The organism is Neobacillus niacini (genome assembly GCF_019749295.1).
GTDB lineage: Bacteria > Bacillota > Bacilli > Bacillales > Cytobacillaceae > Neobacillus > Neobacillus niacini_D.
The window spans coordinates 29907-47484 of sequence record NZ_JACWFG010000024.1; the positions used below are offsets into that span (position 1 = coordinate 29907).

The 17578-nt window shown below is 38.1% G+C and carries 16 protein-coding genes; 5 read left to right on the forward strand and 11 right to left on the reverse strand.

The features are described from left to right. Positions 1–25: 25 nt before the first annotated feature. From H0184_RS24390 to H0184_RS24415, 6 genes are all read right to left on the reverse strand, one after another. A complete protein-coding gene (locus tag H0184_RS24390; protein ID WP_221829369.1) occupies positions 26–1537 on the reverse strand; it encodes a glycoside hydrolase family 43 protein in 1512 nt (503 codons plus the stop codon). Between the two features lie 109 nt (positions 1538–1646). Next, on the reverse strand, positions 1647–3155 hold the full coding sequence (gene arfA, locus H0184_RS24395; protein ID WP_221829371.1) for an arabinosylfuranosidase ArfA: 1509 nt from the start codon (positions 3153–3155) through the stop codon (positions 1647–1649). A gap of 84 nt (positions 3156–3239) precedes the next feature. Next, positions 3240–4583, reverse strand: coding sequence for an ABC transporter substrate-binding protein (locus H0184_RS24400; protein ID WP_221829373.1), 1344 nt, complete (start codon positions 4581–4583; stop codon positions 3240–3242). Between the two features lie 150 nt (positions 4584–4733). Continuing rightward, a complete protein-coding gene (locus H0184_RS24405) occupies positions 4734–5393 on the reverse strand; it encodes a YesL family protein (RefSeq protein WP_221829375.1) in 660 nt (219 codons plus the stop codon). Between the two features lie 36 nt (positions 5394–5429). Then, positions 5430–6269, reverse strand: coding sequence for a carbohydrate ABC transporter permease (locus H0184_RS24410; RefSeq protein ID WP_221829377.1), 840 nt, complete (start codon positions 6267–6269; stop codon positions 5430–5432). After that, entirely contained in the window at positions 6270–7214 is a 945-nt protein-coding gene (locus H0184_RS24415; protein WP_221829379.1) for a carbohydrate ABC transporter permease, read from the reverse strand. 290 nt (positions 7215–7504) lie between these two features. On the opposite strand from H0184_RS24415, the gene H0184_RS24420 reads away from it, so the two are divergent. Further along, the gene (locus H0184_RS24420) at positions 7505–8347 is read left to right on the forward strand and encodes an AraC family transcriptional regulator (RefSeq protein ID WP_313771825.1); all 843 of its coding nucleotides are present in this window, start codon (positions 7505–7507) and stop codon (positions 8345–8347) included. Between the two features lie 120 nt (positions 8348–8467). Here H0184_RS24420 and H0184_RS24425 read toward each other — a convergent pair whose 3' ends face one another. After that, positions 8468–9193 carry a polysaccharide deacetylase family protein gene (locus H0184_RS24425; RefSeq protein WP_221829380.1) on the reverse strand — a complete coding sequence of 242 codons (726 nt, stop codon included), beginning with the start codon at positions 9191–9193 and terminating at the stop codon, positions 8468–8470. Positions 9194–9450: 257 nt separating this feature from the next. Here H0184_RS24425 and H0184_RS24430 point away from each other — a divergent pair, with 257 nt between their 5' ends. Continuing rightward, on the forward strand, positions 9451–11457 hold the full coding sequence (locus H0184_RS24430; RefSeq protein ID WP_221829382.1) for a catalase: 2007 nt from the start codon (positions 9451–9453) through the stop codon (positions 11455–11457). Between the two features lie 239 nt (positions 11458–11696). Then, positions 11697–12107, forward strand: a complete 411-nt coding sequence (locus tag H0184_RS24435; protein WP_221829384.1) for a general stress protein — start codon at positions 11697–11699, stop codon at positions 12105–12107. A 210-nt stretch (positions 12108–12317) separates the two neighbouring features. Here H0184_RS24435 and H0184_RS24440 read toward each other — a convergent pair whose 3' ends face one another. Next, positions 12318–12494, reverse strand: coding sequence for a hypothetical protein (locus H0184_RS24440; RefSeq protein WP_221829386.1), 177 nt, complete (start codon positions 12492–12494; stop codon positions 12318–12320). A gap of 172 nt (positions 12495–12666) precedes the next feature. Here H0184_RS24440 and H0184_RS24445 point away from each other — a divergent pair, with 172 nt between their 5' ends. Beyond that, positions 12667–13710: an ATP-grasp domain-containing protein gene (locus H0184_RS24445; RefSeq protein ID WP_221829388.1), complete on the forward strand. Its 1044-nt coding sequence runs from the start codon at positions 12667–12669 to the stop codon at positions 13708–13710. A 57-nt stretch (positions 13711–13767) separates the two neighbouring features. After that, a complete protein-coding gene (locus H0184_RS24450) occupies positions 13768–14856 on the forward strand; it encodes a M20 family metallopeptidase (RefSeq protein WP_221829390.1) in 1089 nt (362 codons plus the stop codon). A 200-nt stretch (positions 14857–15056) separates the two neighbouring features. Here H0184_RS24450 and urtE read toward each other — a convergent pair whose 3' ends face one another. Genes urtE through urtC form a run of 3 tightly spaced genes read right to left on the reverse strand, consistent with a single transcriptional unit; the run spans position 15057 to position 17560 of the window. Further along, positions 15057–15755 (reverse strand): urea ABC transporter ATP-binding subunit UrtE, encoded by a 699-nt coding sequence (gene urtE / locus H0184_RS24455; RefSeq protein WP_221829392.1) that lies wholly within the window; start codon positions 15753–15755, stop codon positions 15057–15059. A 4-nt stretch (positions 15756–15759) separates the two neighbouring features. Continuing rightward, positions 15760–16515, reverse strand: coding sequence for an urea ABC transporter ATP-binding protein UrtD (gene urtD / locus H0184_RS24460; RefSeq protein ID WP_221829394.1), 756 nt, complete (start codon positions 16513–16515; stop codon positions 15760–15762). Further along, positions 16469–17560, reverse strand: coding sequence for an urea ABC transporter permease subunit UrtC (gene urtC / locus H0184_RS24465; protein WP_221829396.1), 1092 nt, complete (start codon positions 17558–17560; stop codon positions 16469–16471). The genes urtD and urtC overlap by 47 nt, the downstream gene beginning before the upstream one ends. Between the last annotated feature and the right edge of the window lie 18 nt (positions 17561–17578).

Below are 17578 nucleotides of genomic sequence, written 5' to 3' on the forward strand. Positions count from 1 at the left end.
TTTTTAGGAAGTGGTTTTGCAATATTTAGATGGAATTCCTTTCATAGTGGAAATAATCATAATCAACATAACCGCCAATTTGTGTAGTGGCATAATTAAATAAGCCAATACGGTAACCCATAAAATGATCTAAAGTATACTTCATTTGTAATGGGCGACCAACTTTACTCCAATCTTCTCCGTTTTCAGAATAGAAAAATTCCGCTAAATCTAAACTATCATCAAAGTTAAATTGGATTTTTAAATAAATATAATTTCCAGTAAATGGAATATTTTCAACTACTTCTTCACTGCCATCACCACTATTTACACACATCACAACGTCGAATCCCTTCTCTCCTGCCTTAATCCCAACGGTCCCAAAGCTGTTCTGGAGAGCAGCCAACCCGGCGTGATCGCCAGTCTTCATGTTTGAAATATCCATCATGATTATTCCGGTGCAGAAAGGTCCTTCCGTTCTTTGTGTCAACGTATTGGGAGCATACAAAACACTATTGGTTAAATGGCCAGTTTCCAAACGAAGATAGCCCGGGCGTTTCGTGAATGACCATAGTTTATTGTCCGGATTGTGATTCCACTGCCAATTCAATGTCAGTATATCTTCTTTATAATCAAAATCATCACTGATCACCAATGGCCATTTAGAGGAAGAAGGCATGTTTAGTTCCAATTCCCTTGGCGCCTTTCCATCGATTCCAATCATCGGCCATCCATCTTCCCAGTTAACCGGTAAAACATAGGGAATCCTGCCAACTGCATCATGATCTTGAAACAGCATGGCATACCACTCATGATCTGGCGAATCAAATATGGCTCCTTGTGCGATTCCTTTATTGTGGTACCCCATATCATCATCAAAAATCACTTTACGTTCATACTCTCCCAAAAGTAGGTCTGAGCGGTAGCATACCTGCCTTCTTCGGCGGTTACCGCTTTTTGGCCATTCAATAAATAATAAATAATATTGCCCATCTATTTTGTAGGCATGACAGCCTTCACATCGCAACCCAATATCTTCTTTTTCCGTTACAAATAATAACTGATTTATCCCTCCCGGTTTTATTGAAGTTGCATCTTCTGTCAGTTCTGTTATGCGTATATCTCCACAGCCATAAATAACAAACACTCTATTTTCGTCAAAAAGCAAAGCTGGATCATGGAATCTTCCTTCAAAGGTAGAGCGCTTCCATTTTCCACTTTCAATGTTCTTCGTCTGATACATATAAAACCGGTCCATATCGTTGCTTGAAAAACACACATAAAACGTTTCATTATGATAGCGCAGGCTTGCCGCCCAGGAGCCCTCCCCATAAATGCTCTTTCCATCTATCAGATTATGAGCATCATTTTCCTCCAAGGTTTCAAATACATATCCAATAATCTCCCAATCTGCCAAATTCTCCGACTTCATGATTGGGCACCCAGGCATGGTGTGCATGGTTGTACTAACCATATAAAAAACGGTTCCGACTCTTATCACATCTACGTCAGGGACATCTGCCCACATAATGGGATTGGTTAAAATGGTTTTACTCATATGTTTAATCTCCAGACCTTTTATTTTTCTATTAATACTATTTAGAAAAAATTATTTCCATACCCTTTCCTCCAGTAAGAAGGAAACGATATGGAAATTCGATTTAAAACTATTGACGTTTTGCTAAACGGATTACATTCCAGGATAATTTCGGTAGTATAGCTGTAACCAGACCATTGTCAATCACGGCGTTACCATTTGAATGTGGAGCAACCGGTGTACCTGCAGCTGAATTAGTTTGTTTTAAGTCATCGTTCTCAAGCACGATATGCTCTAAAACCTGATATCCCTCAAAGTTACGAATATCACATTCTAATTCCAAACCTTCTTGTAAATGACGGTTTACAGCAAAAATCGTTAACTGTTCATTCTCTTCATTGTATACTGCTGTTGATTCCAAATAAGGAACATCCGTAAAATCCTTACTATCATATTTTGGACTTGTAATAATTGGGTTTAGAGAAATTCCTCTTCCATATACAGATGTATGCATATAAGGATAGAAAATTGTCTGCTTCCAGGCAGTTCCATTGTCTTCCGTCATGATAGGGGCAATAACATTCACCAGCTGAGCCATACATGCAATTTTTACTCGGTCAGCATGTTTTAATAAGGTGATCAGCATACATCCAACCAACAGGGCATCCTCAAAATTATAATGATCTTCAAGTTGAGGCGGTGCGATACTCCAAGGTTCAATTTTCTTATCCGCATCATTGCTGTGGTACCAAACATTCCATTCATCAAATGATAGATTGATTTTCTTTTTCCCGCGCTTCTTTGCTTTAATATAGTCAGCTATGGAGATAACCGATTTGATAAAGTCATCCATTTCTAGAGATTTAGCTAAATAATTGGAAATATCATTGTCTCTGTTACCGTAATACTGATGCAGGGATATAAACTCAACATGATCATATGTATGGTCTAATACAGTTGCTTCCCAATCTGCAAATGTTGGCATCGTACGGCTTGAACTTCCACATGCAACTAACTCAATCGTCGGGTCAACCCACTTCATTACTTTGGCCGCTTCTGCCGCAATTCGACCATACTCCACTGCAGTTTTGCTGCCGATTTGCCATGGGCCATCCATTTCATTTCCAAGGCACCACGTCTTAATTTTATGAGGCTCTTTGTATCCATGAGAAATACGCAAATCACTATAATAGGAACCACCTGGATGGTTGCAATATTCTACTAGATTTCTTGCTGCATCAATTCCGCGTGTTCCAAGATTTACAGCCATATTGACTTCCGCATTAACAAGTTTGGCCCATTTCATGTACTCGTTTGTTCCGACTTCATTGGTTTCAGTTGTACGCCAAGCAAGGTCTAACCGGCGCGGACGCTGCTGGACCGGACCTACTCCGTCCTCCCAGTTATAACCAGAAACAAAGTTCCCGCCAGGATAACGAACAAGCGGAACTTGAAGTTCCTTCACCATTTCCATTACGTCTTGACGGAAACCATTTTCATCAGCTTGAGGATGGCCCGGTTCATAAATTCCTCCATAAACCGCTCGACCGAGATGCTCAACGAAAGAACCGTAGATACGCTTATCAATTTCCGCAATTTTAAAATCCTTTTCCAAAATCATTTTTGCCTTTTTACTCATTGTTTTCCCCTCTCAGAATAATACTCTATTAATCTTTGAATTTAAATTGGCTGAAAAGGGTCAAAGTCGACCCTTTTCTTTATCTTATTGACCTGTGTTTGCTTCTACAGTTTTTTGTGCTTGTTTAAGTGCTTCTTCAGGAGTTTGTGCATTCTGTCTAAGGACATTGTTCAATGTGTTTGTATTTATTTCAGTTACAGCATCTGGATAATTTTCATTTACATTAATATTTGGAATTTCATCTTTAATACTTAACAATGTATCAAAGATGTCATTACCAAAGTATTGATAAAACTTGTTATCTTCACGAATAGCAGGATCTTCCCAAACATCCCATCGTGGAGGATCAAATCCTAAGACTGTCCATAACTTGATATTTCCTTCCTTTGACAACTTTGCAAATGCCAAGAATTCTTTTGCAAGCTCAGGATGTTTTGTTTGGTTCGTAACAACTGTACCTGTTCCACCCATACCAACTGAACGGCCGCCGCCTTCTTCCCAAGCAGGCATTGGACGAATAACCATTTTACCTTTCAGGTCAGGCATATAATCTGTAAAACGGCCCATATACCATAAAGGCATAATAACAGAAGCAGCTTTTCCTTCATTCATATAAGCATAAAATTCTTCAGCATGCGGATCTCCGCCTGGCATTGCCTCAGCAATTTTGTGCTTAGTAACCATGTCACTTAAAAATTGAAGAGTTTTTATATTCTTTTCATTATCAAGTGTGATATTAGCTTCTTCATCAGTAAAATCCGAACCTTGCTGGGCGATCATCGCCTGGAATTGAATAATATCTCCTGTCTGCACATTCGTCATGAAAGCATCGGTGTTTTCGGCTACCTTTTTACCTGCTTCAACATAGTCATCCCATGTCTTAATGGAATCGATATCAACGCCTGCTTTATCCATAATTTCTTTATTATAGTACATGACAGTTGCTCCAACGTGTGTTGGCATACCATAATATTTGCCATCTTTAGAATATAGGTCCAGACGTGATTCTATGAAACTTTCCTTTTCGGGTTCAACTAATTCATTCATAGGTAAAAATTGTGGTTCACCTTGCAAATAGTTAGGAAAACGGCCAACTTCGATATCAACGATATCAGGCGCTCCTTTACCAGATTGTAGTGCTAGCAATAGGTTATTGTGCATCTGATCAAATGGGAAGGTTTCGGCCACAAGTTTAATCTTCTTATCCGGATTTAGTTCATTCCAGCGCGGTACCGCATCCTTAAAGAAATCCATATGCAATTCAGCAAATGTCCAGAATTTTAATTCGGTAGCCCCTTTTTCATCTCCACCAATTACTTCTTTATCGGTCGCATTTTCTCCAGAGGTTGATTTCCCGCCACCGCTGCATGCCATTAACATGACCATCATTAAGGCACATAGGATGGATAATAAACTTTTCTTTTTCATTTTTGTACTTCCCCCTAATATTATTTTTTAAAAAATGGAAAGAGATGTTCGTTCAACTGAGAGAATAATCACCTCCCTAATTAGGTGCCAGTAGATTCTCTATTAGTAAACGTTTTCATATTGATTGTTTAAATAGTAATTTTGTAGTTGTTATGAATTAATAAACTCTCTTCTAGTTTTTAATGGTTGATTATTTCTTGCTTCATCTAGTTGATTAAAAATTTGTAATGTAAACCACATGCATGTCATCCCAATTAGACTTATTGTGAAGAAGGGAATGATACCGGGATAGCCAAGCGATAAATAGATGATTGCAAAGACCGTGACACCACAAAGAATCGTATAATGAATTTTGGTTACACCAATAATGATGGCATTTTTAAAATGCTGCCTCCAAGTAGCTTTGTAGTGCACCATTAATGGAAACGACCAGATTACGAGAATGATATAGAAAAAAACCAGCAAGTAAAACGCAAATGGGACAGCAAAAACAAATTCATCAGCATGTTTCAAAATCACCCGATAATTTATATAAAGAATGACTCCAATAACGGAAAGGATCCATCCCACACTATTCGCAGAAGAGAATTCACTCCGAAAAATTTGTTTGTATGTATTCCATATATTAATTTCCTGTTCGCCCATGATCCACTTCCTGGCTACACCTAATAAAGCAGCCGTAGCTGGGAATATCCCGGCTGCAAACAATCCAAGGATGGAAAATAAGATCCAAAGTCCATTCAATATAACAAGGCGTACTATCCAATTAAATAAATAATCTAGTTTTGATACAATCTGTTTTCCATTCATTTTACTTGCCACCACCTCTTTATCTACTGCCTTACATCATCCTTTTACTCCTCCAACAGTAAGTCCTGCAACAAAGTAACGCTGGAAGAAGATAAATAGAATGATAATTGGTAATATAGTCATCACTGAACCAGCGATTAATATATCGTAGTTATTACCATATGGAGTTAATAATGTTGCTAAACCAATTGGTAAGGTAAACATGTCATTTGATCTTAAAACAATCAATGGCCATAAGAAATTGTTCCAACTTCCTAATCCTTGAAGGATCGCCATCGCTGCCAAAGATGGCGTCATAAGCGGCAGCATAATTTTGAAGAAAATTCCATATTCAGTCGAACCATCAATTCTGGCAGCATCCATTAATTCCTTCGGAAGTCCAATTGCATACTGTCTAAAGAAGAACACGGCCATTGGTGCAACAACTGCAGGCAGAATAACCGCCGCATACGTATCGATTAAATTAAAGTTGATCATTAACTGAAATAATGGCAGCATCAGAATTTCAAATGGCACCATCAATATAAATAACACACAGCCAAAGATTAGGTTTCTCCCTTTAAAGTCATACAATGCCAATGCATATCCTACCATCGAAGAGAAGAATAGTGAAAGTACAATAGTAATGGTTGTTATCACTAAACTATTTATAAACCAGCTCCAGTAATTCCCTCCCTGTGTAAAAATATATAGATAGTTTTCAACACTTATTGTGCTTGGATCAAACGTAATACTAATTCCATTCCGCATCAATTCCGATGAAGGTCTAAGTGAAGAAATCAATAGGTTGATAATTGGAAACAGTGCCAAAAGAGAGATCATTAAAAACGCAATGTTTGCAATCCACGGAATTGGCTTAAATTTTTTCTTTTCCATCTATTGGCCCTCCTTTTTAAAGGCACCTGTCAGCATAAGCTGGATAAAGCTTACTACAAAGATGATCAGCATTAAGATAACTCCAATTGCAGCACCAAATCCCATGTCATTTTGTTGTATACCTTGTTGATATAAATAACCTACAACCGTTAAACCAATATTTCCTGGCGAACCAGCTTCCCAGTACACGAAGCTTTCTTCAAACATTCTAAATCCGCCGATAACAGAAATAGTAGCTACAAAGATGGTTACCGGTTTTAAGAAAGGCAAGGTAACATTCGTGAATTTTTGGAAGGTTGTAGCACCATCTATTTCTGCAGCTTCATATAATTCCTTTGGAACATTTTGAAGACCAGCTAAGAAATAAAGGACATTTACTCCCATCCATTTCCAGCAGCAAAGCAGTACCATTAAAAACATTGCAGACCACGCTTGGTATCTCCAATCCATTGATTCAAAACCCAGCCAGTTAAGTATCTGGTTTGCAGCAGCTGTATCGGTTTCACCAAACATAAGTCTGAAAACCATACCAGCTACAATGGTTGAAGCTAGAGAGGGCAAAAATAACGAAGCACGGAAAAATGTTTTAAATTTCACTAGTTTTGAGTCTAATAGAACAGCAAGTATGATAGGTACAATCGTTAAAATGACTACGGTTAAAACAACATAAATGGCCGTATTTGAGAGCGCTTTATAAAAAATAGGATTAAAAACTCTCGAATAGTTATTCATACCTATAAAAGTAACTTGACCTGGCAATACTTTCTGGAAACTCATAATCATAGCTTGTACAGAAGGATATAAAGAAAAAACTAGAAAAGATAGTATGAACGGTAACACAAAAATATAAGGAACTACTTTTTTTGAATTTAAAAATACAAGTAATTTATTCGGCTTTTTGACTTGTGCAAGTTCTTGTGATGTCATTTTTGACACAGGCAACATGGGCTAACCTCCCTTAGAAATACTAAGATGTCCGTAAATCTTATTTAGATCATAGATTCTGTTGTAAATTAAAAAATCTTTGCAAATGCTGAAAATTTGCTGTTACCCTCTTTGCCCTCCTATCCTATTGCGGCTATCAACTATTTTCTAATTATTTAGAATTCTATAGCAACTATGACATTTAATCATTGTAATTCTTGCTTAATACATTGCAAATATTGCTCTTTCTTGTATTCAAATATTGAAGAAAAATATTATACCTATTAAACTATTTCTAAGAGGTGGATGTCGTGGACAAAGTAATCCTGCAATACCTTACGAATAATTTTTTTATGAACCATGTGGTAACTGAATCCCCGAATGATATTGCTACTCACATACATGACTGCTATGAATTGTTTTACTTTATTTCTGGAGATCTCACCTACTATATTGAAGGGCAGGCTTACAAGCTTTATCCATACGATATGATTTTAACTAATTCCCGAGAGCTGCATAGAATAGAGTTTAACTCCAAGTCATGCTTTGAAAGAAAGTATATACACTTTAAACCTGAGTTCATCTCCTCCTATCAAACTGATGAATATAACTTGCTTTCTTATTTAGAAAAAAGGAAGTTAGGTTATTTTAATAGAATACCTGCAAAAAGTGTCCTCGAAGATGGGATATTTGATCTTTGGGATAGAATTGAAAGGACTACTCAAGAAGACTCTCCGGAAAATCTGATTATGATGAAAACATATTTTATACAAATGCTAATCACGATAAATAAAATTCCTTCGGAAAATAGTAACTCTTTTGTGATTAGTCACAAAAATGATCAAAAAATAGTCGCCATTTTAGAATTCATCAATAAAAACCTAAATGAAAAAATCACGCTAGATTTACTGGAAAATGAGTTTTACGTTAACAAATATTACTTATGTCATATTTTTAAAACAAATACAGGATTTACAGTTATTGAGTATATAACCTATAAAAGAATTATGAGGGCCATGGAGCTGCTTACCTCTGGAAGCACAGCACTAGACGCAGCTCATGCTGTCGGATTTGGAGATTATTCAACCTTCTATAAAGCCTTTAAAAGGATTACTGGTTTTTCCCCTAAACAGTATTACGCAAAGCGGTTTTAAGCTACTCTATATATTTAGATGGTTATAAAATACACAAGGCCCTATCCACTTATTATCGGATAGGGCTTCAATTATTAATTTAGCTTTCCTATGGAATGGAGGTAAGGGAGGCCACGAGTATTAATCTCCCTCCACAATTTTTGCAAAGTCATCCAGGGTGGTCGAATACTTCACATAAATTCGCGGCAAAAGATAAAGCTCATCTTTTATTCCCTTTTTAGTAAATGCCTCAGGTGTGGTGGTAAGCCCAAACCTGTAATACTTCCTCGTTTCCATTACCACCTTGTTATTCCAGTTTCCATATGGATAGGAAAGGGCTATCACCGGTTTACCCGTTATTTTTTGAATCTTTTCCTTGGACTTTCTCAGTTCATAGTCATAATCTTTGATTTTTGTTAAATCAGGATGTGTTGCAGTGTGCGACTGAATAGAGATGATACCGGAATCCACCATTTTTTTTATATCCGATTCCGATAATCGAATCGATTGGCCAATAAAGTCTGAAATAACAAAGATGGTTCCTGTTGGTTGAAATTGTTCTGTTCTCAGCTTTTGAAAGATATCAAAGGCCTTAAGATTGTTTTTGTAGCCATCGTCAAAAGTAATAAAAATAGGCTTGTTTACTTTATCAATGTCCTGCCAGCGTTCAAAGGGTAATAAGGTGAAGCCATGTTCGCGTAAATACCTTATTTGCTTCTCGAAATTTTCCGGTGTTACATAAAGCTCCTTAGAACCCAGTCCTTTAAACTCATCGATGAAATGATAGACCAAAATTGGTACCTTCCCTTGAGCCCATGCATGTGAAGGAATCAGTAAAAGAAGAAGACATAGAAAAAACTTTCTCATAAAACTCCTCACTTTATCTCACTTTTCTTTTATTGTTTCTCGTTCTTTACGTTATTATCACTTCAATTCTAAGGGTGACAGGCACCGCATCTATTTACAAAAGTAGAGAGACTATATCCGCCATGGAGATTTTGAAATATAAAGATTATATTACTAGGTTTCACTTTCCTATAAAAAGGGTACCGAATGGAGTGTGTAATTCCTTTACCTGCTCTTTCTTTATTTTGTGGTTTCATATTTTTGTAAGGAGGATCACTATGGATAATAAGAAGACTGAACAATTAAGCAGCTTTACCATTAACAATGAAAAAACTGCTCCTTTAACTACCAACCAAGGGCTAAAAGTATCTGAAGATGAGTTTTCATTAAAGGCTGGGTTAAGAGGACCTACATTAATGGAGGACTTTCATTTTCGAGAAAAGATGACCCATTTTGACCATGAACGGATCCCTGAACGGGTTGTTCATGCCCGTGGCACAGGGGCACATGGAATCTTTCAGCTTTATGAATCTATGGTTGAATATACAAAAGCGGATTTTCTTACTGACACCTCCAAAACTACACCTGTTTTTGTCCGCTTCTCAACGGTACAAGGCTCGAGAGGGTCAAGCGATACGGTTCGTGACGTCCGAGGGTTTGCGACCAAATTTTATACAGATGAAGGTAACTTTGATTTAGTCGGTAATAATATGCCTGTTTTCTTTATTCAAGATGCGATTAAGTTCCCTGACTTTGTACATGCTCTTAAACCCGAACCACATACGGAAATTCCACAAGGGGCCAGTGCTCATGATACGTTTTGGGACTTTATTGGCCAAAATCATGAATCCGCCCATATGGTGATGTGGGCCATGAGTGACCGTGCCATTCCGCGCAGCCTGCGGATGATGGAGGGCTTTGGTGTGCACACCTTCAGATTGATTAATGCGGATGGCGAAGCATATTTTGTCAAATTCCACTGGAAGCCTCTTCTTGGTGTACACTCACTCGTCTGGGATGAAGCACAGAGGATTGCAGGTAAAAACCCTGATTTCCATCGCCAAGACTTGTATGAAGCGATTGAGAAAGGGGATTATCCGGAATGGGAGTTAGGATTGCAGATTATTCCTGAAAAAGATGAGTTTAACTTTGATTTTGACATTTTAGATCCAACAAAATTATGGCCTGAAGAACAAGTCCCCGTAAAGATCGTGGGTAAAATGACCTTGAACCGAAATGTTGATAATTTTTTTGCCGAAACAGAACAAGTCGCTTTTCACCCTGGTCATGTCGTACCAGGGATTGATTTTTCAAACGATCCTCTTTTACAAGGACGTTTATTTTCCTATACAGATACACAGCTATCCCGCCTGGGAGGTCCGAATTTCCACCAGATTCCCATTAATCAACCTGTCTGTCCATTTCATAACAATCAGCGGGATGGAATGCATCAGATGGCAATCCATCAAGGACAAACAAGCTATCATCGGAACGGTTTAAATGCTAATCAGCCTGAACCGGCACCGGTTGAACTAGGAGGCTATGAATCTTATCAGGAAAAAATCGAAGGTCGTAAAATTAGAGGCCGAAGCGAGAGTTTTCTAGATTTCTACTCTCAGGCGAAGTTATTCTATAACAGTTTAGCTCCCTATGAACAAAAGCACTTGAAGGATGCATTCAGCTTTGAGTTAGGGAAATGTAAATCGGAAATGGTTAAAAATAACGCAGTCGCGCTATTAAATCATATCGACTGGCAAATTGCGGAAGAGGTCGCAGGCAATATTGGAGCAGAACTTCCTGAGAAGGATTTAGAAGTAAAATCGGATAAAAAGTCCCCTGCCCTTAGTATGGCAAACACAGTGAAGCAACCGGCTACTAAATGTACCGCCATTTTGTTAGACGGTGAGCCCGACGATGAAAAATTAACACATTGGATTCGAACGCTGGCGCAATATAATATCAATTATAGTATTGTGGCAAAAAAGATGTACAAGATTAGTCCTGTCCTAAAAGTAACAGATACGTTTGATACGGCAGACTCCAGTCTTTATGATGCAGCCATATTGGTTAGTACGAGCCCAGAAGTAGAGCCGTCTATATTGGAATTTATAGAAACAACCTTTAAACACTTCAAACCTTTGGGAGTAGCCGTTGAAGATAACAATGCCCTAGAAAGATGTCGTGTGGTGTTAGATGCACCTGGTGTATATGATTTAACCAAGGCTGATATTACGCAATTTATAGAAGGAATCGCACAGGGTCGTTTCTGGGAACGTACATTGTGAGCCAAAGCCCGGAACATTAAAGCGGGCGCGGACTCCAATCATAACGAATGACATCTGGTGCAGGGCATGATGCTCAAATGATGGCTCGTATTTGCCCTATTGCTATGATTGTTTAATTGATGGATAAACCCTACTTTTTGCTATTCACACCGAGAAAATTGTTTCCATTGTTATTAAACCGGGTAAGTATATTTTGTATGCATTATCAGCAAACAAAAAGGGAAATGGAGGCTATCACTATGAGTAAAACAGTTTTAGGGGTTTATAATTCCAGTGATGAAGTAATTCTGGCCATTGAGGTATTCCAAAATGAAGGATATTCCAGGAAAGACTTTTCAATTATTGCCAATACAGCAGATATCCCTTCCACCATCAAAGAGGAAACAGGGGCGGCTTCCCAGGAGATAACCACAAAGAATAATCCACCATCAGAAGAGCACCTAGGGTTCTTAGCAAGCCTGTTTACCCCGTTTGTGGATAATACCGCCCAAGCTGACGGCAGAAATACCTATTATGATCATTTGATTGCTCAAGGTATTAGTGAAGCAGATGCATTAAAGTATGAACAGGATATAAACTCCGGAATGATTCTGCTTCTAGCTGAAAAAGCCACTACTGACAGCAATAGTGTGAATATTGATAGATTCTAATGGATAGTGTCTAAAGAGTTTGTCTATTAGGCGCTAGTGTGTCAGTCCCCCGCTGCATTAGTACTTTAGCAAACTGGGGGATTGACGTTTTTTCCCAGAAGGAAAAGACCTTCCAACAGTTTAATAAACTGATGAAAGGCCTTCTCCATTATCTATCTTATTCTAATGTAGATTTACACGGACAAATTCTCTGACAACTTTGCCAGTTTATCATTTATACTTTCGTTCACTTTGTGAATCATCCTTAGTCTTATATTTTTCCCTTTCATCTTCCATCTCTATCTTCAAATCTTCTAACGGTATTTCATCAACAAATTCCTGACCTTCTAACTTTTCAGCCGTATTTTGTTTTTTCTCTTTTGGTGATTTATTATCTTTACTACTCATATTTTTCACCTCAGATCTATCGTTTAGTATTATATAACCTTTGATAATAAGTATGAAACATTCACTCGTAAAGAATTATTACTAGAAAGCAGGGTTAAATTTTAACATGACGGGTAAATATTAGTATCTTGTTTTCTAGCAACTTATTTAAACAGTGAGGAGTAGATTAAAATTGAATATCTTATTGACATCAACTGCAAGAAGAATAGACTTTGTAGGATTTTTTCAGGATGCTTTAAAAAATGCTGGTATCGAAGGGAAAGTAATTACTGCTGACCCTGAATATAATGCCCCATCGCTCCAAGCAGGAGACGAAAACTATGTAATTCCACAGCAAACGGATTCAAATTATATTGAATCAATTATGGAAATTTGTAAGAAACATCATGTGGACTGTCTTGTCCCATTGAATGATTGGGAAGTGCCTCAAATAGCTGCACACAAAAAAGAACTGGAGAAACTAGGTGTATCGGTGTTTGCGCCGTATTTAAATATTGTCGAAAAGGTACGGGACAAGGGAAATTACCGGGAGCTGCTTGATCCGTTTGGCGTTAAGACTCCGCTTTCCTACCTCAATGTTGAAGATGCGAAGAAGGCATTGGAAAAACAAGAAGTATCCTTTCCGTTAATCGTGAAGCCCCGTAACGGTTCGGCCTCAATAGGTGTTGAAATTATCGATAATGTAGAGGATATGGAATTTGCCTATCAGCTTGTCGTTCGAAAGATTAAGGAAAGTCCATTGGATGGCGACACATCCAGAGGACCGGAGGACAACGTCATTATTCAGGAAGTGATTGAAGGTGAGAAATTTAGTTTGGATATGTTTAACGATTTAAATGGCCGCTTTCTTACTTCATTTGCTCGAAAGCAACTAGGTATGAGGGGCGGAGATATCGATCGGTGCATTACGGTCAATGTCCCGGAATTAACAGAAATCGCACAGCGATTAGGTAAAGGCTTTGGCCATGCAGGCTATATGAACACTGATGTTTATTTCAATGGTACCGATCATTACATTATTGACATCAACCCCCGCTTTGGCGGCGGTTATGCTTTTACCCATTCAGCAGGAGCGGATATTCCAGCGGCAATCATTGCGTTAACTGCCGGTAAACAGGTACAAGAGGAATGGCTGCGTCAAAAACCTGATATAGAGCTAGCACGACATGACACTGTTGTTTCGATAGATAAACAAAATGTGATGGAAGTACTTTAAGAATAACATTGAAAGTAAAACGTTTAATCAAACTTAAAAAAATGGAGGATGGATAAAATGGGCGATCCAATCCCCTTATTAGAAGAACTAATAAAAATAAACAGCTCTACAAAAGCAGGTGCGAACAAAGCGATTGCTTATTGTGAACAATGGTTAACAGACCAAGGCCTCCCCGTTAAAAGAATAGAGAATAATGGGTTTCACATGCTCGTTTGTGAAATTGGGCAAGGTGATCATACGGTTGTATTAAACGGACATATCGATGTCATTGAAGCGGAGGAAAGACAGTTCCAACCCTATATCAAAGATGGAAAAATGTATGGCCGCGGTACAGTGGATATGAAAGCAGGCGTGGCTGCTTTTATGGCGGCATCAGCACAATTGAAAGACAGGGACTTAACATCCAGGGTCATGCTTCAAATTGTTCCAGATGAGGAGACCGGCGGCATTAACGGAACCAAATATTTAACGAAAAATGGCTACTTGGGAGATTTTATTATTTGTGGTGAGCCAACAAATATGGGGATTGCGATCCAATCGAAAGGCGTGCTTCAACTCGATATTACTGTTCAGGGGAAATCAGCCCATGGGAGTCGTCCATGGGAAGGCACGAATGCCATAACCAAGGCGATTAACCTCTTTGAAGATATTTTAGAGCTTCCTTTTGCACAAGAAAGCTCCCCTATGTTTACTAAGCCATCTATCAATCTTGCAAAGATCCAAGGAGGAACTGTGTATAATAAGGTACCTGATTTATGTGAAATGTCCCTGGATATCAGATATCTGCCAGACCAGTCTCCGGAGGATATTGTTCATCAGATCCAGGCAATAACAGATGCTACAGTAACAATCCATATGTTCAATAATCCTGTCAAAACAAAAGCAGACAATCCTTATGTAAAAGCATTGGGCGAATCAATTAAACGAATTACCCAGCTCGAAAAAGTAACCATATTCGGTCAGCATGGTTCCAACGATGGACAGTTTTTCAACAAGTACGGAGGTTCAGCCGTAGAATTTGGCCCCGTTGGCAGCGACTGGCACGGGGAGAACGAAATGGTTTTTGTCGATTCTGTGAGAGAATATCGGGATGTGCTGGTAGATTTTATTTTGACCTTGGATGATTATCCAAAAACTCACCGATGATTATTTGATTAGGAACTACCTGGTTACCCGATTTATATAAAAAATTAGAGAAACGTCTGAGACACTTATTGAAAAAAGCAGAGCTAAATCCTGAACTAACAAAAGAGATGAATAAAGAGGCTTCCCAAAAGTTCAAAGAACTCATGGCAAGCCTCTAATTAATACCCTTTTTCAAGAAAATGTTAGCATTTTCAAGATTCTTAAACACTCAAGTACCGATATACGTCTTCATCCTTTAACTCATCTACTGAGCTCTCATACACGATTGATCCGTGATCAACGACATAAATGTAATCTGCTACACTTTTCGCATAGTCTAAATTTTGTTCTACTAAAATCATGGATGTCTTATTCTTTTCTTTAATATCCCGAATAACTCTTTGAATATCTGCAACAATATTAGGTTGAATCCCTTCTGTCGGTTCATCCAATAGCAAGAACGATGGGTTAGAAACTAAAGCTCTGGCTATAGCTAGCTGCTGCTGTTGACCTCCACTTAAGTCCCCGCCATTTCGATTCTTAAATTCCTTTAAGATTGGAAAATATTCATAGATATCCTCTTGAATCAAGTTCTTCTTTGTCCCGCCACTTGCTTCTAGACCGATTAATAAATTTTCATAAACAGTAAGCTTCGGAAAAATCTCTCTGCCTTGTGGAACGTAACCAATCCCCTTTCTTGCACGATGGGAAGGGCTTTTTTTTGTGATATTATCATTTTTAAAAAGAATATTGCCGCTTTTCGGTAATAAAATTCCCATAATGGCCTTTATTAATGTTGTTTTACCAACACCATTTCGTCCCATAATACAAACCACTTGGCTTTCCTTTACCTTTAGCTGTATATTCCTTACCACCATGCTTTCACCGTAACCAACCTGTAAATTTTCCAGTTCTAGCATTTAATTAATCCTCCTTTCGTCCAAGGTATACTTCACGAACCCGAGGATCATTTTGAATCTCTTCCATTGAACCTTGACAAAGTAATTGGCCACCATGCATCACTGTCACGATATCTGCATACTCTTTTACAAAGTCCATATCATGCTCAACAATTAATACTGTTCGATCCTTTGCGATTTCACGAATCATTTCTCCTGTCTTCATTCTTTCATCTTTAGACATTCCTGCAATAGGTTCATCTAGTAACACTAGACCTGGATCCTGTAATAAAACCATCGCAATTTCTAACCATTGCTTTTGCCCATGTGATAGAGCTCCTGCCTGCTGATCCTTTTCATCTATTAATCCGGTTAAATGAAGCATTTCCTCTATATCTTTTTGTTGGTTTTTTGTTATTTTTGCTGTAATTGTTGCCCAAAGTCCCTTATCCTGCTTTAAGGCAATGATTAAATTATCATACACAGTTAAGTTTTGAAAAATGGAAGGAGTTTGGAACTTCCGAGATATTCCTATGTGGACGATTTTAAAATCCTTTAGTTTCACTAGATTTTGATCCTCCATATACACAACCTTTCCTTGACTTACTTGAGTTTTCCCACAAATAACATCTAATAAAGTTGTCTTGCCTGCCCCATTTGGTCCAATCAAGAAGTGAACTTTATTATTTGTTACCTTAAAATCCAAATTACTAATTGCTTTAAATCCACTAAATTCAACTGTAATTTTTTTCGACTCTAGTACTGTTTGGCTGCTTATCATGTAAACCACTCCACCTTTTTTGGAATTTCTTAAATAGTCCCATCAAACCGTCTGGTAAAAACACAACGACAATAACGAACATTAGTCCTAAGAAATATAACCAAATATCTGGGTAGGACTCACTGAAGGTTGTTTTTGCCCAGTTTACTAAAATTGCTCCTAGCACTGGACCAATCAGTGTACCACGTCCCCCTAATGCAACCCATAACACCATTTCAATAGAAGGAATAATTCCCATCATGGTTGGTGAAATAATTCCTACCTGAAGAACAAATAACATCCCAGCTAATCCCGCAATTCCAGCCGATAAAGCATAAATAAAGGTTTTGAAGATGGCAGGATCATATCCTAAAAACCGAAGACGATTTTCCCCATCTCGAATACCGATTAACACCTGCCCTAAGCGTCCGTTAATCAGCACTTTACTAGCAAAATAAACCATTGCCAGAACAGCAGCTGTAATAAGATAAATAACAGTCTGTGTTGTTGTCGATGCTAACAAAAATCCAAAAATTGTATTGAAACTCGTCAAGCCATTTGTTCCACCAGTTAAACCTTGCTGCCCTACAAAAAGAGTGACAACCACAACGACTAATGCTTGAGATAAGATGGTGAAATAAACTCCATTAATACGATTACGAAACGTTAACAGTCCAAGTAACAATGCAATCATTACGGGAATGAAAATTCCTAATATGATTGCCAGGATTGGATTTTGAAATGGTACCCAAATGAATGGAAGCTCTTGCACCCCACTCCATGCCATAAAATCAGGGAGTTTAGTAGTCCCTGCGGCCTCTAACTTTAAATACATCCCCATTGCATATGCACCAATTCCAAAGAAAATCCCGTGTCCTAAACTCAGTACACCTGTATACCCCCATAACAAGTCCAAACCAATGACTAAAATAGCAAAAGCTAAGTATTTACCGAGAAGATTTAGACGGAAATCTGTTAGAAATAAGGGCGCTATAAGTAACACGATAAAACCTAACAATAGAAGATTTTTTTTATTAAATATCGATTGATTCATTATTTTCCCCATAAAGTCACCGCTCCTTAT